The 25,176-nt window shown below is 43.9% G+C and carries 26 protein-coding genes and 1 tRNA gene; 9 read left to right on the plus strand and 18 right to left on the minus strand.

Going from position 1 to position 25,176, the window contains the following annotated elements; translation table 11 throughout:
• Nucleotides 1–120 precede the first annotated feature (120 nt).
• Genes AC0L6N_RS20435 through AC0L6N_RS20445 form a run of 3 tightly spaced genes read left to right on the plus strand, consistent with a single transcriptional unit; the run spans nucleotide 121 to nucleotide 3,545 of the window.
• Nucleotides 121–699 (plus strand): chorismate--pyruvate lyase family protein, encoded by a 579-nt coding sequence (locus tag AC0L6N_RS20435; RefSeq protein ID WP_473477282.1) that lies wholly within the window; start codon nucleotides 121–123, stop codon nucleotides 697–699.
• 40 nt (nucleotides 700–739) lie between these two features.
• Nucleotides 740–1,561 (plus strand): 4-hydroxybenzoate octaprenyltransferase, encoded by an 822-nt coding sequence (ubiA, locus tag AC0L6N_RS20440; RefSeq protein ID WP_473481399.1) that lies wholly within the window; start codon nucleotides 740–742, stop codon nucleotides 1,559–1,561.
• A gap of 37 nt (nucleotides 1,562–1,598) precedes the next feature.
• Nucleotides 1,599–3,545 carry a methyl-accepting chemotaxis protein gene (locus tag AC0L6N_RS20445; RefSeq protein ID WP_473477283.1) on the plus strand — a complete coding sequence of 649 codons (1,947 nt, stop codon included), beginning with the start codon at nucleotides 1,599–1,601 and terminating at the stop codon, nucleotides 3,543–3,545.
• Between the two features lie 5 nt (nucleotides 3,546–3,550).
• Here the strand turns inward: AC0L6N_RS20445 and ubiK are convergent, their stop codons facing one another.
• Complete coding sequence (gene ubiK / locus AC0L6N_RS20450) at nucleotides 3,551–3,802, minus strand: ubiquinone biosynthesis accessory factor UbiK (protein ID WP_011573012.1); 252 nt, start codon at nucleotides 3,800–3,802, stop codon at nucleotides 3,551–3,553.
• Between the two features lie 182 nt (nucleotides 3,803–3,984).
• On the opposite strand from ubiK, the gene rep reads away from it, so the two are divergent.
• The gene (gene rep, locus AC0L6N_RS20455; RefSeq protein WP_473477285.1) at nucleotides 3,985–6,000 is read left to right on the plus strand and encodes a DNA helicase Rep; all 2,016 of its coding nucleotides are present in this window, start codon (nucleotides 3,985–3,987) and stop codon (nucleotides 5,998–6,000) included.
• 3 nt (nucleotides 6,001–6,003) lie between these two features.
• Here rep and AC0L6N_RS20460 read toward each other — a convergent pair whose 3' ends face one another.
• The 17 genes from AC0L6N_RS20460 to mutY all read right to left on the minus strand — a co-directional run bounded on the left by AC0L6N_RS20460 (nucleotide 6,004) and on the right by mutY (nucleotide 20,599).
• The gene (locus tag AC0L6N_RS20460) at nucleotides 6,004–8,595 is read right to left on the minus strand and encodes an EAL domain-containing protein (RefSeq protein WP_011573014.1); all 2,592 of its coding nucleotides are present in this window, start codon (nucleotides 8,593–8,595) and stop codon (nucleotides 6,004–6,006) included.
• 136 nt (nucleotides 8,596–8,731) lie between these two features.
• Nucleotides 8,732–9,130: a c-type cytochrome gene (locus AC0L6N_RS20465; RefSeq protein ID WP_033185088.1), complete on the minus strand. Its 399-nt coding sequence runs from the start codon at nucleotides 9,128–9,130 to the stop codon at nucleotides 8,732–8,734.
• A 109-nt stretch (nucleotides 9,131–9,239) separates the two neighbouring features.
• Nucleotides 9,240–10,079 (minus strand): DNA ligase, encoded by an 840-nt coding sequence (locus AC0L6N_RS20470; protein ID WP_473477287.1) that lies wholly within the window; start codon nucleotides 10,077–10,079, stop codon nucleotides 9,240–9,242.
• 254 nt (nucleotides 10,080–10,333) lie between these two features.
• Nucleotides 10,334–11,161: an alpha/beta fold hydrolase gene (locus AC0L6N_RS20475; RefSeq protein WP_473477289.1), complete on the minus strand. Its 828-nt coding sequence runs from the start codon at nucleotides 11,159–11,161 to the stop codon at nucleotides 10,334–10,336.
• A gap of 1,284 nt (nucleotides 11,162–12,445) precedes the next feature.
• A complete protein-coding gene (locus AC0L6N_RS20480) occupies nucleotides 12,446–12,994 on the minus strand; it encodes a DUF4760 domain-containing protein (RefSeq protein ID WP_473477291.1) in 549 nt (182 codons plus the stop codon).
• A gap of 625 nt (nucleotides 12,995–13,619) precedes the next feature.
• The gene (locus tag AC0L6N_RS20485; protein WP_473477293.1) at nucleotides 13,620–13,811 is read right to left on the minus strand and encodes a hypothetical protein; all 192 of its coding nucleotides are present in this window, start codon (nucleotides 13,809–13,811) and stop codon (nucleotides 13,620–13,622) included.
• Between the two features lie 290 nt (nucleotides 13,812–14,101).
• Nucleotides 14,102–14,434: an HGGxSTG domain-containing protein gene (locus tag AC0L6N_RS20490; RefSeq protein WP_473477296.1), complete on the minus strand. Its 333-nt coding sequence runs from the start codon at nucleotides 14,432–14,434 to the stop codon at nucleotides 14,102–14,104.
• 81 nt (nucleotides 14,435–14,515) lie between these two features.
• The gene (locus AC0L6N_RS20495) at nucleotides 14,516–15,400 is read right to left on the minus strand and encodes a hypothetical protein (protein WP_473477299.1); all 885 of its coding nucleotides are present in this window, start codon (nucleotides 15,398–15,400) and stop codon (nucleotides 14,516–14,518) included.
• A gap of 6 nt (nucleotides 15,401–15,406) precedes the next feature.
• The gene (locus AC0L6N_RS20500) at nucleotides 15,407–15,649 is read right to left on the minus strand and encodes a hypothetical protein (RefSeq protein WP_473477301.1); all 243 of its coding nucleotides are present in this window, start codon (nucleotides 15,647–15,649) and stop codon (nucleotides 15,407–15,409) included.
• Nucleotides 15,646–15,957: a helix-turn-helix domain-containing protein gene (locus AC0L6N_RS20505; RefSeq protein ID WP_473477303.1), complete on the minus strand. Its 312-nt coding sequence runs from the start codon at nucleotides 15,955–15,957 to the stop codon at nucleotides 15,646–15,648. The genes AC0L6N_RS20500 and AC0L6N_RS20505 overlap by 4 nt, the downstream gene beginning before the upstream one ends.
• An 11-nt stretch (nucleotides 15,958–15,968) precedes the next feature.
• Nucleotides 15,969–16,247 carry a helix-turn-helix transcriptional regulator gene (locus AC0L6N_RS20510; RefSeq protein ID WP_473477305.1) on the minus strand — a complete coding sequence of 93 codons (279 nt, stop codon included), beginning with the start codon at nucleotides 16,245–16,247 and terminating at the stop codon, nucleotides 15,969–15,971.
• A gap of 79 nt (nucleotides 16,248–16,326) precedes the next feature.
• Entirely contained in the window at nucleotides 16,327–16,932 is a 606-nt protein-coding gene (locus tag AC0L6N_RS20515) for a hypothetical protein (RefSeq protein ID WP_473477307.1), read from the minus strand.
• A gap of 92 nt (nucleotides 16,933–17,024) precedes the next feature.
• On the minus strand, nucleotides 17,025–17,468 hold the full coding sequence (locus AC0L6N_RS20520) for a hypothetical protein (RefSeq protein ID WP_473477309.1): 444 nt from the start codon (nucleotides 17,466–17,468) through the stop codon (nucleotides 17,025–17,027).
• Between the two features lie 27 nt (nucleotides 17,469–17,495).
• Entirely contained in the window at nucleotides 17,496–18,743 is a 1,248-nt protein-coding gene (locus AC0L6N_RS20525; protein ID WP_473477312.1) for an integrase domain-containing protein, read from the minus strand.
• A gap of 152 nt (nucleotides 18,744–18,895) precedes the next feature.
• Nucleotides 18,896–18,971, minus strand: a tRNA-Phe gene (locus AC0L6N_RS20530).
• 177 nt (nucleotides 18,972–19,148) lie between these two features.
• Nucleotides 19,149–19,421 carry an oxidative damage protection protein gene (locus AC0L6N_RS20535; RefSeq protein WP_033185091.1) on the minus strand — a complete coding sequence of 91 codons (273 nt, stop codon included), beginning with the start codon at nucleotides 19,419–19,421 and terminating at the stop codon, nucleotides 19,149–19,151.
• Nucleotides 19,422–19,534: 113 nt separating this feature from the next.
• Complete coding sequence (gene mutY, locus AC0L6N_RS20540) at nucleotides 19,535–20,599, minus strand: A/G-specific adenine glycosylase (RefSeq protein ID WP_473477314.1); 1,065 nt, start codon at nucleotides 20,597–20,599, stop codon at nucleotides 19,535–19,537.
• Between the two features lie 76 nt (nucleotides 20,600–20,675).
• Here mutY and AC0L6N_RS20545 point away from each other — a divergent pair, with 76 nt between their 5' ends.
• The 5 genes from AC0L6N_RS20545 to AC0L6N_RS20565 all read left to right on the plus strand — a co-directional run bounded on the left by AC0L6N_RS20545 (nucleotide 20,676) and on the right by AC0L6N_RS20565 (nucleotide 25,132).
• Nucleotides 20,676–21,407, plus strand: coding sequence for an alpha/beta fold hydrolase (locus tag AC0L6N_RS20545; RefSeq protein ID WP_473477316.1), 732 nt, complete (start codon nucleotides 20,676–20,678; stop codon nucleotides 21,405–21,407).
• Nucleotides 21,408–21,487: 80 nt separating this feature from the next.
• Nucleotides 21,488–22,207, plus strand: coding sequence for a tRNA (guanosine(46)-N7)-methyltransferase TrmB (gene trmB, locus AC0L6N_RS20550; protein WP_011573020.1), 720 nt, complete (start codon nucleotides 21,488–21,490; stop codon nucleotides 22,205–22,207).
• Nucleotides 22,207–23,238, plus strand: a complete 1,032-nt coding sequence (locus AC0L6N_RS20555; protein WP_473477319.1) for a methyltransferase — start codon at nucleotides 22,207–22,209, stop codon at nucleotides 23,236–23,238. Before trmB ends, AC0L6N_RS20555 begins: the two co-directional genes overlap by 1 nt.
• Nucleotides 23,239–23,356: 118 nt before the next feature.
• The gene (glgA, locus tag AC0L6N_RS20560) at nucleotides 23,357–24,787 is read left to right on the plus strand and encodes a glycogen synthase GlgA (RefSeq protein ID WP_473477321.1); all 1,431 of its coding nucleotides are present in this window, start codon (nucleotides 23,357–23,359) and stop codon (nucleotides 24,785–24,787) included.
• 24 nt (nucleotides 24,788–24,811) lie between these two features.
• Nucleotides 24,812–25,132 carry a hypothetical protein gene (locus tag AC0L6N_RS20565; RefSeq protein ID WP_473477323.1) on the plus strand — a complete coding sequence of 107 codons (321 nt, stop codon included), beginning with the start codon at nucleotides 24,812–24,814 and terminating at the stop codon, nucleotides 25,130–25,132.
• Nucleotides 25,133–25,176: the final 44 nt, after the last annotated feature.

Consider the following 25,176-nt stretch of genomic DNA (forward strand, 5'->3'; position numbering starts at 1 on the left):
TCTTGAATTTGCGTAATATCAATTTCCTTTGTGTCAATAGCTTATCAAGATTTCACAGAATCGTTAAAACTATTTATTCACTCTTTAGTCTAGCTACTTCAGTTGATATTATGGTGAGCTATGCAAAAGACTATCTCACATGCTTTCCCTTTAGGCGACGTTACTTGGAGTAATCAAGGGCGGTTGTCGATCCCTAATGCTCATTTAGAAAGTTGGCTACTAAATACAGGCTCATTAACGCAACGCCTGCAAACGCATTGTAACGACTTCAAAGTGCAGCTTGTTAGCCAGCGTCAGGAGTTAGCGACACCTGCAGAGTATATTCAGCTCGGCGTTTCTGAAATGTCTCAACAAAAAGAGAACTGGCAGGTCCGAGAGGTTATTTTACATGGAGATAATCAACCGTGGGTATTTGCCCGCTCGATTATTCCTCAAGCTTTGTGTGAGGCTGACTTTTTAGAGCTCGGTGATAAACCTTTGGGGCATTTAATTTTTAATGACGATCGCTTTAAGCGTCAGCCTTTTCAATTAATGTGCTTACAACCGGACAAAGCCTTTTTACACGAATACGGTTTGCCGCCACTAACGGAGATTTGGGGGCGGCGCTCGGTGTTTTGCTACCAACAATATGCCATGATGGTTGCTGAATTGTTTTTACCTAAGGCTCCGGCATACAGAGATTCAAATTTTGACCGATAAATTATTGAGTCGCTCGGTATTACAAGGCTTCTGGCTATTAATGCGAGCGGATAAACCGGTAGGGAGTTACCTGCTACTGTGGCCGACGCTATGGGCGTTAATGATCGCGGCACAGGGATTACCGCCTTGGCATATTACCGGCATTTTTATGGCTGGGGTTTTTGTTATGCGCTCAGCAGGGTGTGTCATCAACGATTATGCAGATCGCAAGGTAGATGGCAAAGTTGACCGAACCAAAGCTCGGCCGTTGGTTAGTGGTGTAGTGACTGAGAAACAAGCCTTAGGGTTATTTGCGACTTTAGTCGGGGTGGCTTTTTTACTCGTACTGGCCTTAAATTGGCAGACCATTGTTTTGTCTTTAGGGGCGCTCGCGTTAGCCAGTGTTTATCCCTTTATGAAACGCTATACCCATTTCCCCCAGGTGGTGTTGGGTGCAGCGTTTGGTTGGGCAATTCCTATGGCTTTTATGGCGGTAACTGAGTCGGTACCCGCTATTGCTTGGTGGTTGTTTGCCATTAATGTCTTGTGGACTGTGGCTTACGATACTCAGTATGCCATGGTCGATAGAAATGACGATTTGCAAATTGGGGTGAAATCAACTGCGGTATTGTTCGGTCAATACGATAGGTTGATCATTGGCTTGCTGCAACTAAGCGTTGTCGTGATGTTGTTAGGAATGGGCCAATACTTAGGTTTTACGCTGTCGTTTTACGTGGGAGTGTTGCTGGCCTCAGTGTTGTTTATCCATCAACAACGCTTGATTAGTGGACGTGCAAGGCAAGCCTGTTTTAGCGCGTTTCTAAACAATAATTATGTGGGCATGGCTATCGCCGTTGGCATAGCTGGACATTATTTTATGTAACTTCTTAATTGACATCACACGTACTGGAGATAGTGATATGAGTAACTTAGTGGGCACTATTTGCCATCCGGCCAAAACGTTAATGTCGCAATTTCGTTATTCAGTCAAATTTACCATTATCAGTTTTATTTTTCTGGTACCACTGATTTTAAGCTTAGCGTTGCTGCAATATGAGTATGGCGATGATATTCGTTTTATGAGCAAAGAACGCCAAGGCGTAGCGCTTGTTAGTGCACTGCAAGATGAACAACATGCATTGGCGGTGAGCCTCATTGATACCCATTCTTCGTTCACCACTTCCCTAAGCGAGCATCAGGCATCTCTGAGCGCCTTGGCATCTAAGCGCGTGAATAGCGCTGCTGAACATTATCAACAAGCATTGAAAAAGGCAGATTTGCAAGAGGCGATTAAATCTCTTGCTGGTTTATCTCAAGCGGTTGCCGACGCCACCAACTTAGAGTTAGATTTGGCGTTGGATACCAGCTATTTAATTACTACTTTGGTGCGCAGCTTACCGTTAATGCAAGATCAATTGTCCATGACCGCCGCGTTAGCGTTAAAGGTGACTCAAGCCGGTAGCTTTACCCCTGATACCTACATTGGCTTGTCTAACGCAAATCAAAAACTACCTGTTATGCTAAAAGGACTTGAGCAAAGTATTCAAGTGAGTTTGCAAGCTAATCAAGAGATTGAAAAAACGGCAGGGGAGCAATGGTTATCGCTTCAGCGCAATTTAGTCGCATATCAGCGCACTGTTCAGCAGCAAATTCTTGATCCAGATAATATCAATATCGCTACCAATACATTGCTTTTGTCGAGCACATCACTCAACCAGCAACTGAGTGACTTTGCCACTTCTCTCGTGCCGATCCTTGATGGTTTGCTGGAACACAGAATTGAGCAAGCTCAATTTAAAAACAATGTGATTTTGAGCGTATCAGTGATTGCGGTATTGCTAGCCGTGTATTTATTTATCGGCATGTATTTGTCCGTTACTGAGAATATTAAAAACGTAGTGCAGGCGGTGCACAGTGTCGCTGATGGGGATTTAAGTTCAAGAGTCAGCGTGTCAGGCAAAGATGAAATGCGTGATATCGCCAGTGATATGAATCACATGACTGAGAACTTACAGACATTAGTCGCTCGCATCAGTGATGCGATAGATGCCCTAAGCCAATCTGCTCTAAATTTGAAAGGGATCACAGCAAAAACCAAAGTCGATGTAACAGAGCAAAAATCCGGCACCGAACTCATTTCGCACTCCATGACACAATTGACCGAAGTGGCACAAGCCGTGGATAACAACTCAGGTACTGCCACCGAATCAGCGGAGGTTGCCCACAATGAAGCGCAGCAGGGCAAGCAACTCGTTAGTCGCTTACAATCAGTGATGCGTGATATGCAAACCGAGTCTAGCCGCTCACAAGAAGCGTTAAATAGATTGGTGGAAGACAGCAAAAATATAGGTCAGGTATCCAGTGCGATTAACGGAATTGCTGAACAAACTAATTTACTGGCGCTAAACGCCGCAATCGAAGCCGCACGGGCGGGGGAGCATGGTCGGGGTTTTGCGGTCGTAGCAGATGAAGTGAGAACGTTGGCTCAACGCACGCAAGACCAAACGAATCAAATTCATGACATCATTAGCAAGCTACAACAAGCAACAAAAGACACCGAGCTGAGCATGGAGCAAAGCCGTGTTCAAATGGATGTCAGCGTTGAAGAAAGCGCTGTGGTTGAAGCATCCTTACAGCGTATCACTGAGGTGATAAGCACTATTAATGATATGAGCGGTGAAATTTCAGATTTGGCAACACAGCAGTCTGACGTAACCTGCTCTGTTGCATCGCAAGTGGCCGAGATAACGGCGATTTCTGAGTCCACTATGCGTGGGGCTCAGGAGACTGAACATTCAGCAGAAGATTTACTCGTTGTGGTCAACAGCCTTAAAAACGAGTTGGGCCAACTACAAAAGGGCCGTTAATCGGCCTATTTTTCTTGTAGACTTTTTTCTAGCGCCTCAAGCTTAGCTTCTAATACGGCAAGCTTTTCTCTGGTGCGAATAAGTACATTGCTTTGAATCTCAAACTCTTCACGGCTGACAAAATCCAATTTGTTCAGCTGACTTTGTAAAACCTGCTTTACCTTCGACTCTGCACCTTCAGCCATGGTTTTTACACCAGGAGGAATAGCTTCGGTAATTTGTTTGGCAATATCCTCTAATTTTTTAGGATCAAGCATCGGTGGCTCCATGATAATGATGATGCCTTATTGTAGCGAATACCAAAGCGCTTAGCAGCATAAAAACGATACGCTCAGTTAATCAACTATCAGTTTTCATACAGACAGATTTTGTTGCGGATTATTCGCCTTCATAGGGGGTTTAATATTACAATTCGCTGCCCAATACAAAAGTGAATTGCATGAAACTCAACCCCGGCCAAAACGACGCGGTAAATTACATCTCTGGCCCTTGCTTAGTGCTGGCGGGCGCTGGTAGTGGTAAAACCCGTGTTATTACCAATAAGATTGCGTATCTAGTGCGCGAATGCGATATTCCTGCGCGCTATATCGCCGCCGTTACCTTTACCAATAAAGCCTCGCGTGAAATGAAAGAGCGTGTGGCGCAAACGCTTGGGCGAAAAGAAGCCCGGGGGCTAAAGGTCTCTACTTTCCATACTTTGGGCCTGAGAATTATCAAAGCTGAAGTAAAAACCCTAGGCTTAAAAGCAGGGTTTTCTTTATTTGATGATAAAGACAGTATGGCGCTGCTCAAGGATTTGACCGATGTGGAGCTGGGCGGCGACAAAGAACAACTGCAACTATTGCAAAGCTGCATTTCTAATTGGAAGAATGATTTGTTGCTGCCAGAGCAATTACTTAAGCGCACGTCCTCAGCGGGGGAAGCGGAGTTTGCTGAGTTTTACCAGCGTTATCAAAATCACTTACGGGCGTACAATGCGTTAGATTTTGATGATTTGATCCTGTTACCGACTTTGTTGCTCAAGCACAATGAAACAGCCCGCCAAAAATGGCAAAGCCGAATTCGTTATTTGCTGGTGGATGAATATCAGGATACCAACACCAGTCAATACGAGTTAGTACGCTTATTGGTGGGCCAGCGTGCGCGCTTCACCGTGGTTGGGGACGATGATCAGTCGATTTATTCGTGGCGTGGGGCTAGGCCACAGAACTTGGTGTTATTGAGCAAAGATTTCCCTGACTTGAGGGTGATTAAGCTTGAGCAAAACTATCGTTCATCAGGGCGCATTTTGCATTGCGCCAATATTCTGATCCAAAACAACCCGCATGTGTTCGAGAAGAAGTTATTCTCTGAATTAGGCTACGGTAGTGAGCTTCGCATCATTACTGCTAAAAATGAAGAACACGAGGCCGAGAGGGTGGTCGCTGAACTTATTGCTCACAAGTTTATGCAAGGTACAAGTTTCAAAGATTACGCCATTTTATATCGAGGGAACTTCCAATCTCGCTTGTTTGAAAAAGTCCTTATGGCCAACCGTATCCCTTATAAAATAAATGGTGGCACTTCGTTTTTTGGGCGGACTGAAGTGAAAGACATCATGGCGTACTTACGCCTATTGGTGAATCAAGATGATGATAATGCCCTGTTGCGCATCATCAACACACCCACCCGCGGTATAGGACGCGTCACGTTAGAAAAGCTTGGAAATTACGCGAACGAAAATCACATTAGTATGTTTGAAGCGGCGTGTTCGCCGATGTTGAGCACCGTGATATCCGGTAAGTCTCTTGAGTCGGTAGAGCGATTCGCCCGCTGGATAGTGGAACTGTCTGATGAAATAAAACGAAGCGACAGTATTGCTGCCATCCGCCAAATGATTAAAGACATGGGTTACGAAGAGTGGCTCTATGAAAGCAGTACCAGCCCTAAAGCGGCCGAAATGGGCATGGGTAACATCAGTACTTTATTTGGCTGGGTTAGCGATATGCTTGAAGGTGGGGAGCTAGACCCTCCTATGAGCCTACAAGAGGTGGTCAACAGACTCATTCTGCGCGACATGATGGAGCGCGGAGAAGACACAGAAGAAACGGATCAGGTGCAACTTATGACGTTGCACTCATCTAAAGGGTTAGAGTTTCCTTACGTATTTATGGTGGGCATGGAAGAGGGGTTGTTGCCTCATCAAAGTAGTATCGATGAGGACAATATCGAGGAAGAGCGTCGTTTAGCCTACGTGGGGATCACGCGGGCTCAGAAGGAGTTGTTTTTCACCTTAGCCAAGGAGCGTCGCCAATATGGTGAAGTGATACAACCTGAGCCTAGTCGCTTTTTACACGAACTACCCGCTGATGATATTCACTGGGAAGTGAAGAAACCTAAAGTGAGCGCCGAGGCCCGCCAGCAAAAGGGTCAAACAGGCATTGCTCACCTGCGGGATATGATGAACAAAAAGTAAGCTCTAAATCGGCAGTGTTACTTGAGATGGGGCTTCTAAATAGGGTCCTTGACCCAATTGACAGCCAACTGAGCGCAGTAGGTCTACTTGCTCTTTGTCACTGATCCCTGAGACGATTAACCTAAAGCTGAGTTGTTCCGACATGGCGTATACGGATTGTATGAGTTTTAAATTTCGCTCTGATCTTGGGATAGTCTTCACAAAGCGATGATCGACTTTGACAAAATCAAACGGATAAGAATACAAGTAACTTAGCGATGCCAAGCCACTGCCAAAATTGTCCAGCACCAACTTAATGCCTGATCGTTTTAAATGCTTAATCGCTGGCAGACTAAATTGGGAGCGTCGATTTAAATCGTTCTCGTCAAACTCAAAAATTAGCCGCTTAGGATCAATTCCCCTATCCCTAATATCTTGAATAAGCTGCACAGCAGCTTCGCTATGGGTTAAATAATGGATTGATAAATTAACGGCTACTTTATAATACTCGTTGTTAGCATAAGAGGTCAGTGGCTGGCTTAACATCGCGTACGCAGCTCTAAGCATGTAGTTGTCCATTTCAACCACCAGGCCACTATGTTCAGCAATTTGCCAAAAGCTGTCACGATCCATGATACCCAGTTTAGGGTGTACCCAGCGAACTCTGCATTCATCGTATAAGTGCGTACTATCTGTCATATTAAAGACTGGATGTGAGTAGACATCAAAGGCTTCATTTTTGAGTGCTTTACGAAATTCAGTTTCAATTTCTAACTCTTCAAGCAGCTTCTTGCGCATGGTCAAATCAAACACTACGTACTGACCGCGGCCTTGAGACTTTGCTTGGTACATAGCGGCGTCAGCATCTCGCACTATTTCACTCGCTGAGCGGTAACCACTTTCAAGGTATGCGATACCAATACTGGCGCCAGAGAAGATTTCTCGGCCATCTAAAACAAATGGTGTGGCAATTGATTCGATAATACGTGTAGAGATAATCTCAACGTCTTCAGGGGAGTCGAAATTATCCAACAAAATCACAAACTCATCGCCCCCTAAACGAGCCAGCAAATCATGGCCTCGAATACAGTGGTTGATTCGACTAGCGACCTCTATCAAGAATGAATCACCTGCGTGATGACCTATGGTGTCGTTAATTTGTTTGAAACGGTCTAAATCAATAAACACTACCGCAAAATTATTATGTTGATAGCGCTTCTTATTGGCCAAAGCCTGACTCAATCGAGCATTAAACATGGTGCGGTTAGGTAAATCTGTTAAGGCATCGTGATGAGCATCGTGTACCAGTTTCTGCTGAATGGCTTTGCGCTCTTCAATTTGCTTCTGTAGATATTGATTGGCTTTGTTAAGCTCTTCAGTGCGCTCTTTAACTTTCTCAGTAAGTTGCTGGTTATATGCCTGGATCGCGTCTGACGAGCGCTTACGCTCTAATGCAACGGCAATATGATGGGAAACAAAGCGCAGCAGTTCCAGATCACGTAACGAGTAATGCTCAGTCTGGCTATAACTTTGGATCGCAATAACACCCGATATCTCACCGTCTACCACAAGTGGAGAGCCTAGCCACGAATTGTTCTGTTCAATCATATTCTTGGCGGTGATGGCATCTATTTCATTATTTGCAGTGAGCTCTTTCACCTTAGAAGGGTTAATCAGCTCAGCACTGCCAGAGCGAAGCACGAATTCAGTGAGACCAAAGCCGATTTCTCTTGATTCTATGACGGTGTTGATTTCATCAGAATAATAAGGAAATTCAAGACGGGTATTATCCGCACTAATAGTGGCAATATAACAGTTGGGTGCACTGATAAGCCGAGCAATAATTTCATGCAATGAAGCGTAAAAATCCGCCATGTTGCCGTCTACCGAGGCAGACAACTCTGATATCTCGAACAGAGCATTTTGCAGGGATTCTACTTTTTGTCGCTCGTTAATTTCTTCTTGTAATTCTTCGTTAATGTTCTGAAGTTGCTTGGTGCGCTCACGAATAGTTTGCTCATTCATTTCGCGGCTTTTTACCCTGTCGACGGTATTAACGATATGCTGCGAAACAAACAGCAGAATGTCTAAATCTTCTTGATTATAGCGAATAGATTTATCGTAACTTTGCACCACCATGGCGCCAATCACTTGGTTACCACGCTTTAAAGGTACGCCAATCCAATCAACAGGGCCGGAACCTATCTGTTTTACGTTGATTTGATTGAGCTGAGTCTCGCGGGTTTCTTCAGTTAAAAATAAATAGTCACCGGTGCGTAACACATAGCCTGTAAAACCTTCCATCAATTCACTTGCGGGGATTTGACGCAACGCTACTTCGTCAAACTGGTCTACAAAATACACGAAGTCGACAACTTCATCGACTTGATCGTAGAACGCCACATAAAAGTTCTGGGCATTCATAAAGCGACCAATGATGTCGTGGATAGCGGGGTATAGACGTGACAACTCTCCTACTGAGCTCGCTAATTCAGAGATATCAAAAAGGGATTTTTGAATGGCTTCTGAATGCTTATATTTTTCAGTAAGTTGTTGTAATTGAGGAACTAATTCACGTAACTCTTCAATGGATAAGTTATCGGGAATATTGCTCATTTGAATATTGGTTGAGGACGCGTGCACAAACAGTCTATTTATAGTTATTTTTATGCGTTCAAAATAAACTATTCGTTACAAAAAGGCCACCCTTAAGGTGGCCTTTTTATGAACAAATTTTTACAAAAACAACTAATTACAGACCTTCTGTCATGTGTTCGATAGCTGCTTTTATCTCGTCATCTGAACAATCAGCGCACGTTCCACGAGGAGGCATCGCATTAATACCGTTAATGGCATTTTGCCATACAGTATCGAAGCCTTTTTCTAGGCGAGGTGCCCAATCAGCAGCATTTTGGAATTTTGGTGCACCCAAAACACCAGAGCTATGACACGCCACACACGCAGCTCCATAAACGTCAGCGCCAGAACGAGGTCCGCCAGCAGATGCTGTTTCAGCTTTGGCGCCGGCAACATGCACTTTGCCAACCGGGGCAATACGTGATTTTATTTCATCATCAGAGTTAACCGCTGCATTAGCTGTGAAAATCGATGCTAAGCCTAAAAACATGCACAATAAAAATTTACGTTTCACTATTTTCTCCACGTCAGGGATCACCCTGCTTATCGTTGCTGCTAAATAATCTGCTGAGATTATAACGACTAATTAAGTGTGAACAACCATTTATGTAATACGTAAGATTTTAATAGCTTGGTTTTTGGCGAATATAACTGGCGAATTTGGGGATCCCGTTAATGGTTAAATCGTAATACTTGAAAGTGATCACGGCCCCAATGGGCGGTGGTGACAAGCGTTCTTGATCAGAAAAGCCGCTGCCGATTTTAAATACTTTACCATTGCTCATTTGCACACGAATAGAGCCCATCATTCCTTGGTACTTGCCATTACCTGGTAAATGCGCCAACACTATGGCTTCAGCATCTTGATGCTTCTTAAGCTTTAACACATTGTCACTCCGTGAGGGCGTATATAGCGCATCTTCGTGGTGCAGCATTAATCCTTCGCCACCACCATCAATTACTTGATCAAGCAACTGCATAAGCGCTGATTTACTATGGAGCTTTTGTTGAGGGATGACTTGCAAGTGAGGTAGGTTCGCTTGTTGCACTAATACTTCCAGCATTCGCAAACGTTCACTAAAAGCGCCTGTAAACTCGGGTAAATCAAACAACATAAATTTTACCTCTCGCCAGTCATCCCCTGGCTCGTGAGTTAACACCACTGAAGCCGTTTTTTCAAAGCGTTGCCTGGCAATCCATAATTCACCATCAAAAATATGTTTGGGTATGCCGTTGGTAAACCATTGCGGGGCAAATATGGGGTTACCCGTGCGTGTGAGTAGTCTACTACCATCCCAACGAGCCCGAATGCCGTCTAGCTTTTCACTCACAAGATAGTCAGAGACGTTAACAGCATCATTGAAACGATTGGCTAACTCGATTTCTGGCTTGGTTAAGGCAAGTACCGTAGAGCTGTGAATGCTTATTAAGAAAATTAAAATAGGGGGCGTGAACACTGACATAATGAGATCGCCTTTCAACAAAAATTAGCTTACAGCTTAGTTCATAAGTGTGAGCCATGATTTGTTGTCACAAAGGGCATCGGAATTAAGGCTAATTACAGAGTCAAAGGTCGAGGGATTGCCGGATATAGCACCAAAATAGGTAAACTAGTGACGGGCTCAAGTGGACTGTTGCCGGTGGGCCTATCGACTGTCATCGCAGCACTCGCTCCGAGCCTTCACTCGGAGCGAGTTAATGTGGTCTTCTAATCAGGTCAGTGATTTTCAGTTTGTTGCAAAAAGTCACTGATCAGTTTTGTGACCTTCTCCGGTTGCTCGTCAATAGACCAGTGGCCCACGTTCTCCAACCATACTAGGGATGCATTAGGAATGGTCTGTGCTAATTGAGGAGCATATTCGGGCTTTTGAAAATTATCGTGATCGCCCCACAGTATTAGCGTTTTATGGGGCAGGTGTTTGAGCTCGCCCGCAATGGCTTGAGTATACTCTTTGTTAAGCCTTCTTAAATTACGAAACATGGCCGCTTTACCTTGATCGCTACTCCATTGGCCCACATACAAGCGAACAAGTTCTTCGGTCATTACACTTTGGTCATAGACGCCCTTAGGCAAGAAATCTTTTAGAATACTCACTAACTCGTCGGTAGTGGTTTTTTCCTCCACGCCGGGCTCTAAAAGAGGGGTAAATTCCGGGATAGGCCAGGAATCGAAACACACACTGTCTATTAGTACGATCGCATCTACCTTCTCTGGATGTTTGACGGCCATCAGCTGAGCTACACCACCGCCGATGTCGTGGCCGGCGATATTGGCACGTGAAATCCCCAGCGCCCCCATAAATTTACTCATGATCCTGCTCTGAGCATTTATAGAAACATCAGTGTCTTGTGGCATGTCTGACTCACCGTAATTGAGCAAATCGGGTGCTATTACTCGATACTGGGAGGAAAGTTGTGGCATAACGTTTCGCCACAACGTCCTGTTCGTCGGTATACCATGGAATAACAATAATGGAGTACCTTCTCCCATTTCTTCATATGCTATTTGATGTCCTTCAACGGTAACGTATTTTGTCGTGCTCATATTAGCGTCTCCTTTTAGTCAAAATTCGAGATGGCACTTCCTCTTTCTAAATCTTCGTTCCTTTTCACCAACCGAGCTAACTAACGCAGCGTTATTCCGCATAAAGCCAACTTAGAATGAAGTGCTTGAAACTTACCTAAACAGACAAAGCAAATTCCATCCCAATAAGCTTGGATGAATGTTTGTCTGTAACAGGTCGCCGCTGTTAATTATTGTTAAACCTTGGGAGGGCTTGCCGTAGCTAGTTGGAGGGAGGTACCCAAAAGAACGTGATTATTTTACTCAAAAGTGGAAAGGCTGTGTGTGGGGAAGGTGAGCGGTAAAGACGATCGAGAAATTAAGGACACTCAAGAGAAATAATTACATTGCTCAACATCATTTCGCTGATCCCTGTGACAGACCAGCTTCTTTAAAATATGAAAGGTTGATGAGCGTTCCGTCTTGGTACGATCCTAAAACAAAAAAGCCTCAACGGACGACGTTGAACTAATGAAAAAGCGCGACGATGCAAAACGCGCAAGAAAAGACGTAAAAGTATATAGCGCGAAAGTGTAAAGGGGCATAGCGGTGTGGATGTAACATCCCATCCATGGTGTTTGTTGCCAGCCCTGCCATCCGTGGCAGCTCGTTCAGCCAGATGCTGCTGCGCAGCTAAAGAGACTGGCTTCACCCCAGTCACGGTACCCGCGTTTTGAGACTATCTAGAAACAAAAAAGCCTCAACGGACGACGTTGAGCCAATGAAAAAGCGCGGAGATGCAAAACGCGCAAGAAAAGACGTAAAAGTATAAAAACGTGAAAGTGTAGAGGAGCATGGCGGTGTGGATGTAACATCCCATCCATGGTGTTTGTTACCAGCCCTGCCATCCTTGCCAGCTCGTTCTGCCAGATGCTGCTGCGCAGCTAAAGAGACTGGCTTTACCCCAGTCGCGGTACCCGCGTTTTGAGAATATCTAAAAACAAAAAAGCCCCAACGGACAACGTTGAGGCTTTTTCGTTTTTAATAATGGTGCCAGACGCGGAATCAATTTATTGTTTTATTGCATTGATATTTAAGGAGAAATTAATTTTTGTTTGTTGGTGTTGTTACAAAGGGTGTTACTAAAGCTGGTGGCGTGATCACCTAAAACAGCAAACTCCTCTGACCAGAAAATTTTTTCAAGTTGCGGGTATGCAAAAAGAGCTTAGGCGGCGGTACTGCATAAAATGGCCCTAGCGATTTAGGGTGCCCCTGCTCAATATCAAAACTAGCTATGTTCTTAGGTATTGTGATTTTGAGAATAGGCTACTTAGTGTACTTCTGTAAGTTCATATATATGGACTTCAAATCTTTATCTACTCTTTTTCGATCTTCACACTGCCGATATATTTTCCATTCTATATAAAGCTTTGTTAATCCTGCATAGAATCTTGGGTTAAAATTCTGCCTAGATTCGATAAAAGGATATAGAGTTTCGTATAGCTGTATTACAGTTGAACCATAAGTTTTGTATAGAAAAGGCCCATCGTAAACACTGTAAAAGATACCATTTGCGGCTCTTTCCCAAGTGTTCAATATTAAAGATATTGAGTAATAATCCTCTGAATTAACGCTATTAGCCGTCTCTTTAATCTCTTGTGCTAGGCCTCTGGTTAAAATGGGGAGTATTTTGGCCCAAGCATTAACTAGTTCAGTGTTTGTTTTATATGTGGTCTCAAAATCGATAGAGTTTTTTTCTCTAGATGATTGTCGGGTTTTCATAATACCTATTACTGCAACAATGGAGGCTAATAGGCTTGCGTGAAACGCTGGGTGAGTAAGAGTCAGTATAATATGATCTAGTATAGTTTCCATTCAAAATCCGTCTATTTTGGGCACAAAAAAAGGGCATCAGCCCTTTTTACTAAATTAGTAATAATTACAGGCTATATGCCCCAATCTTCTTCTCTAAACATAACTAACTCCTTTATTGTTACTCTATACGAGCAATCTTACACATGTTGAACATAATGTAATTACACAATACTCGAACAATATTAGTACACGTAACGTGTACATGTCAATCAACTTGGAATGACAATGAATAACTACAACTCGATGTATATATCGACGTTTTTACTGCGGAATAGTTCAATTAACCTATAATTTTAGAGCTGAAATAGTGTGGCAATATCAAACTTGTTTTACGAGCAATAGGTTACTTTGGTTGTCACGTTTACTCACTAAAACAACCCCAATATAGCCCTAACCTTTGTATAGCCTCACATTTGAGCTGTTAGCACCATTTAGAAGAAAACAAAAAATCGGTTTCTAACGTGCATACACACTGCATTCTTTGCGATGCGACGTACCCGTATAGGTATTGCGTAGAGGGACCCAATTATCTTTATCGAGTCTGAGCAAGGATAACGAAACAACAACCTGAGGGTAAAACGATTTGTAACTAGGCAAGCTCTGCGATGCGAATTACCCGTACTGATTAGGTTGCTCTAAAGTACCTTTGCTTTTTGTTCTGCAGCAGGTGCTTTATCAAAGGTGTGCCAGTTACAATCACCTCACTGCTACTGACGATGGTGGAGTTGTCACTTCTCATGATGCACATAAAGTTATCGTCTAGAGTAGCTTGATTACAATCGGCGCTTTTGATTGGCTCATCAACTTCAACAGACATAATGTTTCCCTCTTTTTGCAAATCTACTTAATAGCCTAAGTAAAGTTTTAACTGTTTGGCATAAAAGCTAAGTTCTGTGAGTTGTCATCCGCATAGACTGGCTTTGATTTAATACCTGAACTTGCCGCAATCTTGCCGTTCACACGGGCTTTATTCCGATCTCACATTTCGCTTCTATAAGTGCGTTCGATAATAACAATGATCAACCATACATGGACTTTGGTTTCGATGCATATTCTTATCTAACGAAATAGGCTTCGTTTTGAGGTGCCCTCAGGCCCATCTTTACCTTAGGGTTTTATTAGGGCTTCATGAACTTTGTTTGATTGGCTATTCAATGATACTCGTTTCTTACCGTCTGGCGTCACTGGGCCAGTGCTAGCGCCTCCATGATATTTACAGCGACCGTTGCCCCAATCAGTGCCGTTGTTCTTACATGGCGCACCTGAGCGTGTTCTAGCTTCGCATTTCATACCGATGCAAATATCAGGAAAGGGTAAAGAAGCGGGCGCTGGCTGTTTATAGCCACCAGCAACCCATGCTTTGTATTTCACCGTAGCGTCACGATAGAACGCTTTAAGCGCTTTTACCTGTTCAGCCCTCAATACCGGGTCAGTTATCATTTCAGTGTTTCTCAGTCTTTTTTTTGTGAGGCCAAATTTATAAAGCCTCGTTTCTTAAAGCTGATTTGATGTTTAACAGCGCTAACTTGCTGAGTCATAATCTTGAAGCCACTCTTCTCTAGTTTGTTCCTGAGGTAACTTCTTACTAGGGGTTATAGGTACTACTTCACACGTCATTACTTGATTACTTAAAACGCGGTTTGTGGCACACGCACTTAAATTCCCCGCACTTTCAGACACACGTACTTGTTTTGACACGCACTTTGAATCAGGCTCTAGGTCATTACTCGCTAGGGTTCTAGCGATATGCTTGTCACCACTGCTTGTCACCAATCCTTGTCCCCGAAGCTTGTCACCATTCCTTGTCACCAAATTGTCGCTCCCTTGTCGCTGGCTTGTCGCTACGTTGTCACCAAATAACTGCATTATCTGGTTGGACGAAAGCGTTAAGGGCTGGATTGATTTATTGGCTAACTTGCCTCCTGAGCTGCTTTGAGCAACAAAGTAGACCTGTTGTAGCTTGCTCATAGATTTATGCCACTCAGCGAAACGTCTTGGTATATCAAGTGCCGTCTTAATCCACAGCAAGTAAAGCGCTGAGCGCACACCAATTCTAAATTGTCCCTCTGGTAATGGCTCTCCGGCATGTTTACTTTTTGTGGTTCGTTGTCGCTTTAGGTCTGCGTTAAATACGGCATAGGCATCTTCACCCGTGAGTAAGTCAACAAACCTGATCATGACGCCCGGTGAACGCCCGTTATTATAAATACCTGTTTGATAATATGCGTATGAATATATTGAGTGCCCCGACTGCATGGCAATCTCTGACATGATTTTGCAGCGATGTGTCGCTAGCCAGTCAAAAGGGACTGGCTCACCGCTGATTGGAGTAATTAGTAATTGGCCTTGAGAGACAGCTAGGCTATCTCCCCGTTTTAAAAGGCCATTAGTTAAGCTGCCAGCCATGAGCGATCACCCTAGGCCCGCGACACTGTTACTTACTATCGTAAGCTGCGTGACTTCATGGGTTATTACATCATTTTGGCTGAGTGTATTGTTAGCTATGTCGCTTACTATGCTTAAACAAGCGCATATGTCGCTTTGTGATGTGTTAGATAAGCCACCAGCACTAGATATTAAGTTTGATAGCCCTGCGAGCTGTTTAAGCTGCTTTGATTGGTTATCTAATACAGGGAATAAGTCACATTTCTTCATGCTGCTTGCTCCTGGTCTTTGTCATTCGCTGGTGGATTATTGGCGAAGTAATAACGTGCTACGCCATTGTGGGCCTTGCCCGTATCATCAACGTAGGTTTCTAAGACCTTTTCGATATTGTAGCCCTGTTGCTTTAGCTCAAATATGCGCGGTGCAGGGGCCATAATGCCAAGCTTTCTAAATTCAGGGGTGTTGACGGACTGACGCTCATTAATCAGTGCTACAATCTGTAGGCGCTGTGTATTGGCGCTAGTATCTTTTTGATTAAGCAAGGCGCTGCTCTTTTGGTCGGGAGTGGCGTTTTTCATTTCTGCTACTCCTAAGCTGCTAAATGTTTAAGTAAGTCGTTAGCGGATTGCTCACGTTGCTTCATCAGCGCTTTAACGATCAGCTTAATATCATCGTCTGATTTTCCCACACTGCGAGCGGCAATAATGGCTTGTACCTCGTGCATAAAGAAACCCACGGCTCTAGCTCCTAAAGATATAGGGGGCGGAAATATCCCGGCTCTGGTTTGTTCAAATAAAGACGTGTTAGATAAGCCTGCAATGTTACAGACTTCAGGTTTACGGATAACTCTTAGATTGGTGTTGTACATATCAGTCTCGTTTGGGTTGTTAAGGACTGATACAGAATTATAAGCACATAATTTTTAAAGTAACGGACAGTAAATTCGATTACTTGTCCGATTTTTTATTTTTCCAACGTCTCCACCCACGTAAAAAGCTCTCGGTATCTGGAAAATTATCTTGTAGTTCATCAAGGGCTAATTCGTCACCTTTCAATTTATAAATTAACTCTCTGTGTCGCTGGAACATATTTTCGGCGATAACCTCCAGTGAAAGTCTTTTTATTTTTTGATGTTTAGCTTGTATATTATCTAGACTGACAGCTATCGAAAACTGTTCGTAAAGACCACTCTTCCTTTGTCTGCTGGCATAATTACCAATAGACGGTTTTTCTCTGCCAAAAAATACTTCTTCTAAACTTAATGTCCCACCTGCCGCAAAATATGTTTCGAAACATTCGCGAATAGTCATTAAAATTTCTGGTGGGGATTGAAATCCCATTTCAGTGAGATACATAAATGCTTCAATTGGAGTTGCTGCTGTTTTTTCGTCATCACCTCTATTTACAACACCGGAATTAATTTGAGAACTAATAGCCCAAAGTTCTTCATGCGAAGATAAAATTGGATAGTTATCTACATCTTTTTTAGTAAATTCTTTGCGCCAACTACGAACGTTTGACCAAGTATTTTTTATATGTGTGGATTTGGTCATCACTAACCCTTAACACCCCCCTATAGAATCACCAAGTCAGGCCAGTAGGGTTCTGGCCTTTCGGAAGCTACCCTAGACTTGGTAAAACTGGTTTAAGCGGCTTTCTTAGCTGGATTGTTTATCTGGTCGTTTAGCTGATCTAGCGCACGTACAATTAGGGAGCGCACACCATAAAAACCATCTAAAGCTGCTTTCTCAATCTTCCTTGATGATGCAAACGTTGATAGGTTCGGAACTTCTTCATAAAGCTCTGACAGAGAGTTATTAAGCTGCTCTGTTTGCCACTTGCAAAGTAACACCTCTTGTATATCGACGGTTGCCGAATGTGGGAATTGCTCTACCTGATAAAGCCTTTCAAATTTCGATAAACTCTCAGCCATCGCCAGCTCGAACGTCCTAAGCTTTGTAAAAATTGGGGCTAACTGCTTGTCTTTGTTCTTTTTCACCGACTCATTCAAGCACACTAAAATTGCATGAGCACTTTGCATGTCAAAATAGAAATCTTCGATACGAGTGTCTAACGTTATAGTAGTCATATTGTTTTCCTTTTTGCTGGTGGTTGGTTACTGGTTAACTAGTCTTAATGTTTGCTTAGCGTTTGCTAAGCTCATGTTACCCATGGCGGCTTGTTCAATGTGTGTCGACCACCAAACCATCATGACTCTGCGCTGCTCTAGATAAGTTGCCCTGTTATACGCAGCCCTTACCTGATCTCTATCACTGTGAGCGAGCGCTGCCTCGATAACGTCACGGTCAAAACCTTGTTCGTTCAACGTAGTACTAGCTAATGCTCTTAGTCCATGAGCCACCAGCCGACCTGTAAAGCCCATACGTTTTAAGGCCATGTTTGCCGTTTCTTTATTCGCTGGTTGGTTGGGGTGTTTGTAAGACGGGAAAATATGCGGCCTGTGGGCGCTAAATGGCTTCATTAGCTCAAGGATTGCTAAGGCTTGATCAGACAATGGAATGTGATGTTCTTTGTTCATCTTCATACGCTCTGCAGGGATTACCCATAACTTGCGTTCGTAATCTATATCTGACCACATAGCTTGTGCTGCCTCACCGGGGCGAACCATGGTGTGTAGTTGCCACTCAATCAAACAGCGAGTAGAAAACTTGATACTGGCAAAGTTTATCGCTTTCATCAGTTCGGGGAGTTCATCAGGTGCTAGGGTAGGGTAGTTAACAGCCTTGTTCGCAGGGATTGTCTCTTTTATGCCTGCTAACGGGTTGTGATGTACTAGGCCTATATTAACAGCATAGGTCATGACGTTGTTCATACGCCTAGCCACTTTACGCGCTATCTCATAGCTATTGCGACCAACTATGTCTGATAACACCTGTATGGCTTTAGGCGCGGTTATTTGGTCTACAGGCAGTTTGCCTATTCGTGGAAATACATCGTTTTCTAGTGAGCGCCATATTTTATCTGCTGAGGTTTCTTTTACCTTAGTACGCTTTATCTCCATCCAGCGGGTAGCAACAGCATGAAAGGTGTTGTTGTGGGCGTCTTGCTTTTGCTGCTTTGTTTCTTCTCTATGGGTTTTAGGATCCACACCTTGGGCAAGTAACGCTAAATAGGTTTTTCTGATTTCTCTTGCCTGAGCAAGTGACGTATTGGGATAGGTACCAATACCGATATTGCTGCGCTTTTTCGTAATGGGGTGTGAGTAATTGAATAGCCATGACTTAGTGCCTGTCGGCTTCACCCTGAGCATTAATCCATTGCCGTCAGCGAGATTAAATTCTTTCTCTTTGGGCTTTAGGTTAGCGAGCTGCGTAGGGTTGATTGGTAGCGTTTGGCGAGCCATTTGTAACATCCATTTAGTAACAAAAGCAGTTGTGTTACCAAGAGTGTCACTAAAAATGAGAAAAGAAGCAAACGTTGCCGAACGTTATAGAACGTGGAAGCCAGATACAATAAAGGCCAACGTATGAGGTTGGCCTTTATCGAACTGTATAATGGTGCCCAGACGCGGAATCGAACCACGGACACGAGGATTTTCAATCCTCTGCTCTACCAACTGAGCTATCTGGGCAAATCTGTTAACGTTGCTGGCTTGTGCCTGCTTCGTTGTGGGTGCGTATTAAACGGATTCTCGGCATTCAAGTCAACTACTTTATGCGATTTATTTTCGCTTTATTGACTGTTTGCTTGAAAAACGTGCACCACTGGTTGAGTTGTGCACGATTTTATCGAAAATCCACATATATGGTTATGATTTTGGCGGAACGTAACCTTCAATATCAGGCTCTTTTCCTTCGAACAAATACGCCTGCATTTGTGTTTCAAGGAAATTACGTGCAGTGGGCTCCATCATATTTAACTTTTTCTCGTTAATTAGCATAGTTTGTTTCTTTTGCCACTCAGCCCATGCTTCTTTGGAAATATTGTCGAATATCTTTTTACCGAGTTCACCTGGGTAAAGTTGAAAGTCTAAACCGTCAGCTTCTTTGTTTAAGTGCTGGCAAAATACCGTTCTGCTCATGCTAATTCTCACCTTGTGTATGAAAAGCCAGCTAATACCGACCTTGTTTCGCGCATTCTAGCAAATTCAACGCTGCGTGCTAAGCAATGTATCGCGTTGATTCAACATGCTCTTTAAAGTTGGGTCTGACATACCGTGAGTAATTTTTTGGTGGGGGCCGCTAAGCCAACATTGGGTTGATTGAGTAAGTCATACCAGATTTGCTGCTTCTCATTAATTTGTAATGATGTGGGTTGTGCAAGCTGCAAAATAACTGGCTGAATATCCAAATGAAAGTGGCTGAATGTATGGCGAAAAGGCTCAAGCGTAACGCGTGTATAATCGCTTAGTCCTAGTTGCTGAGCCGTCTTGTCTAGTGCTTCTAATGTGTCGGCTTCATAAAATCCCCACAAACCACCCCACAAGCCTGTGGGGGGTCTTTGATAAATCAATACCTGAGACTGCCACATAGGTATGAGCATGACAGTAGTGCGCACTGGAATGTCTTTTTTAGGCTTTTTGCCGGGTAATTCACTTTGGCGACCTTGGGCGAAAGCCAAACAGCTTTGTTGTAAAGGGCAGTTATCGCATTTTGGTTTACTGCGAGTGCAAATAGTGGCACCCATGTCCATCATCGCTTGTGTGTAATCACCGGTACGTGAGCTTGGGGTAAGCGAATCGGCGTATTGCCATAGCGCTTGTTCAACGTCTTTTTTACCCGGCCAACCATCAACTGCAAAATAACGAGCTAACACCCGCTTCACGTTGCCATCTAATATGCTGTGATGTTGCCCGCAGGCTAACGATAGAACTGCACCAGCAGTAGAGCGACCAATACCTGGCAAAGCGACTACATCGTTTATGTCTGGCGGAAATACTCCATCATATTCATCTCGAATAACTTGCGCTGCTTTTTGTAAATTTCTGGCGCGAGCGTAATAGCCTAAGCCCGTCCAGTGGTGCAATACTTCATCTTGTGGGGCATTGGCTAAGCTTAAAATGTCAGGAAAGCGCCGCATAAATTTTTGATAATAGGGAATAACCGTTTTGACTTGGGTTTGTTGAAGCATAATTTCTGACACCCAAACAGAGTAAGGGGTTTTCCCTTGCTGCCAGGGTAAGTCTTTGCGACCATGGCTATCAAACCAAGTCAATATTCGGTTTGCAAAAGATGATGTTAGCTGAGACTGAGATTGCACGGGTTGATATACTGCTTATGCACTTTTAAGTTATGCCTCGATCATACCTCAATTACAGATAAATGGTTCATTTGAAATGACAACAACTCTTCCCCCAGTGGCATCCCCAGTGACTCTTGAACAACCAGTGATTTTTTATCCCGGCACCTTGTGCGATGAGCGGGTATTTATGCCTTGCTGGCGGGCCATTGATATTCCTAAACGCGCGTTCGTACCGCTGCAATGGGCTGAATCTTTGGATCAAATGTTGGCGCTGAGTCGCGACCGTTTAGATTATTTTGATGAACCGGTACATTTGGTTGGTTTTTCCATGGGCGGTTACGTCGCCGCATTAACGGCCTTAGAGCAACCTAACAGAGTCGCCTCACTGACATTGATTGGCAGTTACCCAGGCCAATTTAATCAGCAGGAACGCCAAGCACGCAACAGCATCATTCAGGCAATAAAGAATAAAAAATATCAGGGCATGAGTGACAGCCGCTTGAAGCAATTCGTATTCTCCATAGATAATACCCAAGTTGTAGACATCATTAAGTCAATGGAAAGCGATTTAGGACCTGCTGTTTTGGCCGCACAAATGGCGGCGTTGAGTGAGCGTGAAGATTTAACAGCCCGTCTAGCAAACGCCAATTTTACGCTACATTTGTTAGTGGGTGAACAAGATAAAATAGCGCCACCTAGCAAGATAACAGCTTTGGACGAGGGTTTAAGCGACAGTCGCCTGCATATTTTTGACGACGCCGCACATATGTTGCCTTTAGAGCAGCCTGCAGCGCTGGCCCAGTATTTTGCTGAAAATTTCAGCTAAATTACCCTTATAGCCTTGCAATACCTGTAGTGGGCGGCATAATGCGCGGCTGCTAAGTACAGCGAGATACGAGAAGAATCATGAGCCAATTTAAATCCAAAGAAGAAGCAGCCGAATCCGGCGTTTATATCCGTAAAATCCAGAGCTTTGTTAAGCGCGAAGGTCGTTTAACCAAGGGCCAAGAAAAGGCAATTGAAAGCAATTGGGAAACCATGGGCTTAGAGCATAAATCTGGTTTGCTCGATATGAACGAAGTGTTTGGTCGCACGGCACCAGTGGTGTTAGAAATTGGTTTTGGTATGGGCAAGTCATTGGTCACTATGGCAAAAAATGAGCCCGACAAGGATTTTATCGGCATTGAAGTGCATCGCCCCGGTATTGGTGCATGTTTGGCTGACGCCCAAGAGCAAGGTGTCACCAATTTGCGTGTTTATGAACATGATGCTGTTGAAGTCTTGGCTGATTGTATTGCTGATGGCAGCTTAAGCCGCATGCAGTTGTTCTTTCCAGATCCTTGGCACAAAAAGCGTCACCACAAACGCCGTATTGTCCAGCCTGAGTTTGTTGAAAAATTACGCGGTAAATTAGCGATTGGCGGTGTCTTTCACATGGCGACAGACTGGGAAAACTACGCAGAGCATATGCTAGAAATCATGGCCGTCGCGCCGGGTTATAAGAACTTATCTTCTACCAGTGATTATGTGCCACGCCCAGAGCAACGGCCGTTGACTAAGTTTGAACAGCGCGGCCATCGTTTAGGTCATGGTGTGTGGGATTTGATGTTTGAGAGAGTCGCATAATGTTAAGTGCAGCAAGCCAAGTATTATTGCGTAGTGAAGAGCTACTCGAGCAAGGAAAATGGTTGCTTGTAAATCCCACTGATGGCCATGTTTTTTCAGCGCTTTCGAATCCAGAGGTTTATGGTTTTCATCAGTTTTTTGATATTTATGAGCAAAGTATTGCATCGGCGAAAGCGCAAGGGCGCGACACTCAACACCAATTTGTAGCTGCATATGATACTGATGCCTCGTTTGATGGTGCGGTATTGTATTTACCTAAAGCGAAAGCCCATGGGCAAATGTTGCTCGCGAATATTGTGGCGTGTTTGAAACCTGGCGGTACTTTGTTGGTGGTGGGTGAGAATAAAGGTGGTATCAAAAGTGCGGCTAAGCTTTTAACCCCATACTCAGATAATGTGAATAAAATTGACTCCGCTCGTCACTGCGCCATGTTTGCCGCTGTGGTTGATAAACCTGTTGCGCCATTTGATATCACAAAATGGCAAGATGTCTCAGAGCACCGAGTCGCTGATATTAGCTTTAAAGTGTGCTCATTGCCGGGGGTATTCAGTCATGGTGAATTGGATACAGGTACGCAATTATTGCTTGATAACATCGACAGGGTGGTGTCAGGTCGTATTTTAGATTTTGCTTGCGGTGCGGGTATTATCGGTTGCTTCGCGGGCCTTAAAAATCCACAAGCTCAGGTCGTGATGAGTGACGTGAGTGCATTAGCTATATATTGCTCGCAGAAAAGTGCTGAGTTAAATGGTGTAAAAGCACAAGTTATTCCCTCAAACGGGCTTGGTGCATTAACGGGCAAATTTGCCCAAGTCTTTACCAATCCACCCTTTCACACGGGGATTAAAACAGATTACTCGGTTACGGAAGGTTTTATGCAGCAGCTTAAAAACCACTTACAAGACCGAGGCAGTCTGATTTTGGTGGCCAATAAGTTTTTGCGCTACGCGGATGAACTCGACAAACAGTTCAAATCCGTTCAGACGTTAACAGAAACGACTAAATTTAGTGTTTATTGTTGTCGTCGTTGATTGCAGTTATATTAATGCGTTAATAGAGCAAGCATGTGTCTTTGAGTCCACGTTAATCAGTATCGCTATGATTTTCCGATAGGGCAGTGAATCGAGAAACCAATGGGGTATAGTGTTGATGAAAGTATTATTCGTTGTATCTGAGGTTGAAGATCTGGTTAAAACGGGTGGGCTGGCAGATGTCGCTAAAGCGCTTCCCATTGCATTAAGCGAAATGGGCCACGAAGTGTGTATTGTTATGCCTTACTACAAAATGTTGGCAGAGCAACACCCCGGTGAAGACTGCGCTGAGCCTCAGGCACTTTTTGCCAGCCGCAAACCTTACGATTTTACGATTAAACGTCTACAGATTGGCAATGTGCCTGTTTACGCAATAGATTACCCAGCTTACTTTGCACGTGATGGGTTATATTCTGATAGCTATCACGCTTATCCTGATAATGCTGAGCGTTTTGCTTTTTTTGCCCAAGGCGCATTACAAGTCGCTAAAGCGTTAGATTTCCAGCCAGATATTGTGCATTGCAACGATTGGCATACGGCGCTAACGCCTTATTTTATGAGCATTGATGACAGTGGTTTCTTTGATCGTAGTCGCAGCATCTTTACTATTCACAATGGCGCATATCAGGGCACACATCGTTTTTCAGATATTCCTTTTTTGCAGCCGCATTATTTACTTCATTCGCAATTAGACGGTGATGCGTTGAATTTTGTACGCATGGGTATTCGCTATGCGCATAAAATTAATGCGGTGAGTCCAAACTATGCTCAAGAATTGTTAACACCTTTGGGCTCGCATCATTTGTACCATGAGTTTCAGCAGCGCCGGAATGATCTAAGCGGTATTCTAAATGGTTGTGACTACACCCAGTGGGATCCCGTCAATGACCCGCACATTATTCAAACCTATACCGCTGATGATATGAGCGGTAAAGAGAAGTGCAAAATTGATTTACAGCGAGAAGCACAAATACCGCAAGATTTGGGCATACCGCTGGTGGGCATGGTCTGTCGATTAACTGAACAAAAAGGGTTTGGCTACATACTACCTATGCTTGAGCAACTCATGCAGCATAATGTTCAGTTGGTGATTATTGGCACTGGCGACCCGCAAATAAGCCATACATTGCGCAGTGTTGCACAGCGACACCCAGAAAAGCTCGCGTTTATCGAGGCATTCAGTGTACAAAAAGCCCATATGCTCGAAGCGGGCAGTGACTTTTTCTTAATGCCATCATTATTCGAGCCTTGCGGCCTAAATCAAATGTATAGCCTTGCCTTTGGTACCCTGCCAATCGTACGTGGAGTTGGAGGTTTAAAGGATACTGTTACTGACCTTGCAGATAACCCAGAGCAAGCAACTGGCTTCGTGTTCGAGCATCCAGACAGCGATGCCTTGCTCGCCTGTATTCAACGCGCGCTATTGTTCTACCGTGAATATCCAGAGCGTTTTAAAGCTACGCAAATGCGTGCCATGCACAGCCGATTCACTTGGCAGCAAGCTGCCCAGCAGTATTTAGCCTTATACCATGAAGCAATTGGCGGTTAATGCTGAGTGAGGTGCACGATAGATATGTTCTTTAGAGTCATTTGGGGCTTGGTTGTAGGTATGCTGTTTGCCGTAAAATTGCAGGCAATGCCCGAACAATGTTTGCAATCGAGTGGGCGGGACGAGGCTTGCCCGCACCTGATCTACAAGAAATCACCTGTCGATATAAAAAAGCTAAGCGTGAAATCCGGTGACATGGTTTGTTTATGTTTATCAGATCTGCCTGATGTGCGAGGGGCATCGGAAAAAGATCTACGCAGTCCAGAATTACAGGTAACCCTAAGCCGATTTGCAAATGATTGGGGTTTGTCTGAATCAGAATTGTTACTTCTGATACGAAAATAGAAACGCAGTGGGAGTAATAAAGTCCCCTCTAATAAGATTAACTG

It is taken from the genome of Paraglaciecola sp. G1-13 (assembly GCF_055809255.1).

What these genes read in the sequence shown, in the direction of transcription:
- AC0L6N_RS20435 (WP_473477282.1), top strand. Translation starts at nt 121, where the DNA reads ATGCAAAAGACTATCTCACATGCTTTCCCTTTAGGCGACGTTACTTGG.
- ubiA (WP_473481399.1), top strand. Translation starts at nt 740, where the DNA reads ATGCGAGCGGATAAACCGGTAGGGAGTTACCTGCTACTGTGGCCGACG.
- AC0L6N_RS20445 (WP_473477283.1), top strand. Translation starts at nt 1,599, where the DNA reads ATGAGTAACTTAGTGGGCACTATTTGCCATCCGGCCAAAACGTTAATG.
- ubiK (WP_011573012.1), bottom strand. Translation starts at nt 3,802, where the DNA reads ATGCTTGATCCTAAAAAATTAGAGGATATTGCCAAACAAATTACCGAA.
- rep (WP_473477285.1), top strand. Translation starts at nt 3,985, where the DNA reads ATGAAACTCAACCCCGGCCAAAACGACGCGGTAAATTACATCTCTGGC.
- AC0L6N_RS20460 (WP_011573014.1), bottom strand. Translation starts at nt 8,595, where the DNA reads ATGAGCAATATTCCCGATAACTTATCCATTGAAGAGTTACGTGAATTA.
- AC0L6N_RS20470 (WP_473477287.1), bottom strand. Translation starts at nt 10,079, where the DNA reads ATGTCAGTGTTCACGCCCCCTATTTTAATTTTCTTAATAAGCATTCAC.
- AC0L6N_RS20475 (WP_473477289.1), bottom strand. Translation starts at nt 11,161, where the DNA reads ATGAGCACGACAAAATACGTTACCGTTGAAGGACATCAAATAGCATAT.
- AC0L6N_RS20480 (WP_473477291.1), bottom strand. Translation starts at nt 12,994, where the DNA reads ATGGAAACTATACTAGATCATATTATACTGACTCTTACTCACCCAGCG.
- AC0L6N_RS20485 (WP_473477293.1), bottom strand. Translation starts at nt 13,811, where the DNA reads ATGTCTGTTGAAGTTGATGAGCCAATCAAAAGCGCCGATTGTAATCAA.
- AC0L6N_RS20490 (WP_473477296.1), bottom strand. Translation starts at nt 14,434, where the DNA reads ATGATAACTGACCCGGTATTGAGGGCTGAACAGGTAAAAGCGCTTAAA.
- AC0L6N_RS20495 (WP_473477299.1), bottom strand. Translation starts at nt 15,400, where the DNA reads ATGGCTGGCAGCTTAACTAATGGCCTTTTAAAACGGGGAGATAGCCTA.
- AC0L6N_RS20500 (WP_473477301.1), bottom strand. Translation starts at nt 15,649, where the DNA reads ATGAAGAAATGTGACTTATTCCCTGTATTAGATAACCAATCAAAGCAG.
- AC0L6N_RS20505 (WP_473477303.1), bottom strand. Translation starts at nt 15,957, where the DNA reads ATGAAAAACGCCACTCCCGACCAAAAGAGCAGCGCCTTGCTTAATCAA.
- AC0L6N_RS20510 (WP_473477305.1), bottom strand. Translation starts at nt 16,247, where the DNA reads ATGTACAACACCAATCTAAGAGTTATCCGTAAACCTGAAGTCTGTAAC.
- AC0L6N_RS20515 (WP_473477307.1), bottom strand. Translation starts at nt 16,932, where the DNA reads ATGACCAAATCCACACATATAAAAAATACTTGGTCAAACGTTCGTAGT.
- AC0L6N_RS20520 (WP_473477309.1), bottom strand. Translation starts at nt 17,468, where the DNA reads ATGACTACTATAACGTTAGACACTCGTATCGAAGATTTCTATTTTGAC.
- AC0L6N_RS20525 (WP_473477312.1), bottom strand. Translation starts at nt 18,743, where the DNA reads ATGGCTCGCCAAACGCTACCAATCAACCCTACGCAGCTCGCTAACCTA.
- AC0L6N_RS20535 (WP_033185091.1), bottom strand. Translation starts at nt 19,421, where the DNA reads ATGAGCAGAACGGTATTTTGCCAGCACTTAAACAAAGAAGCTGACGGT.
- AC0L6N_RS20545 (WP_473477316.1), top strand. Translation starts at nt 20,676, where the DNA reads ATGACAACAACTCTTCCCCCAGTGGCATCCCCAGTGACTCTTGAACAA.
- trmB (WP_011573020.1), top strand. Translation starts at nt 21,488, where the DNA reads ATGAGCCAATTTAAATCCAAAGAAGAAGCAGCCGAATCCGGCGTTTAT.
- AC0L6N_RS20555 (WP_473477319.1), top strand. Translation starts at nt 22,207, where the DNA reads ATGTTAAGTGCAGCAAGCCAAGTATTATTGCGTAGTGAAGAGCTACTC.
- glgA (WP_473477321.1), top strand. Translation starts at nt 23,357, where the DNA reads ATGAAAGTATTATTCGTTGTATCTGAGGTTGAAGATCTGGTTAAAACG.
- AC0L6N_RS20565 (WP_473477323.1), top strand. Translation starts at nt 24,812, where the DNA reads ATGTTCTTTAGAGTCATTTGGGGCTTGGTTGTAGGTATGCTGTTTGCC.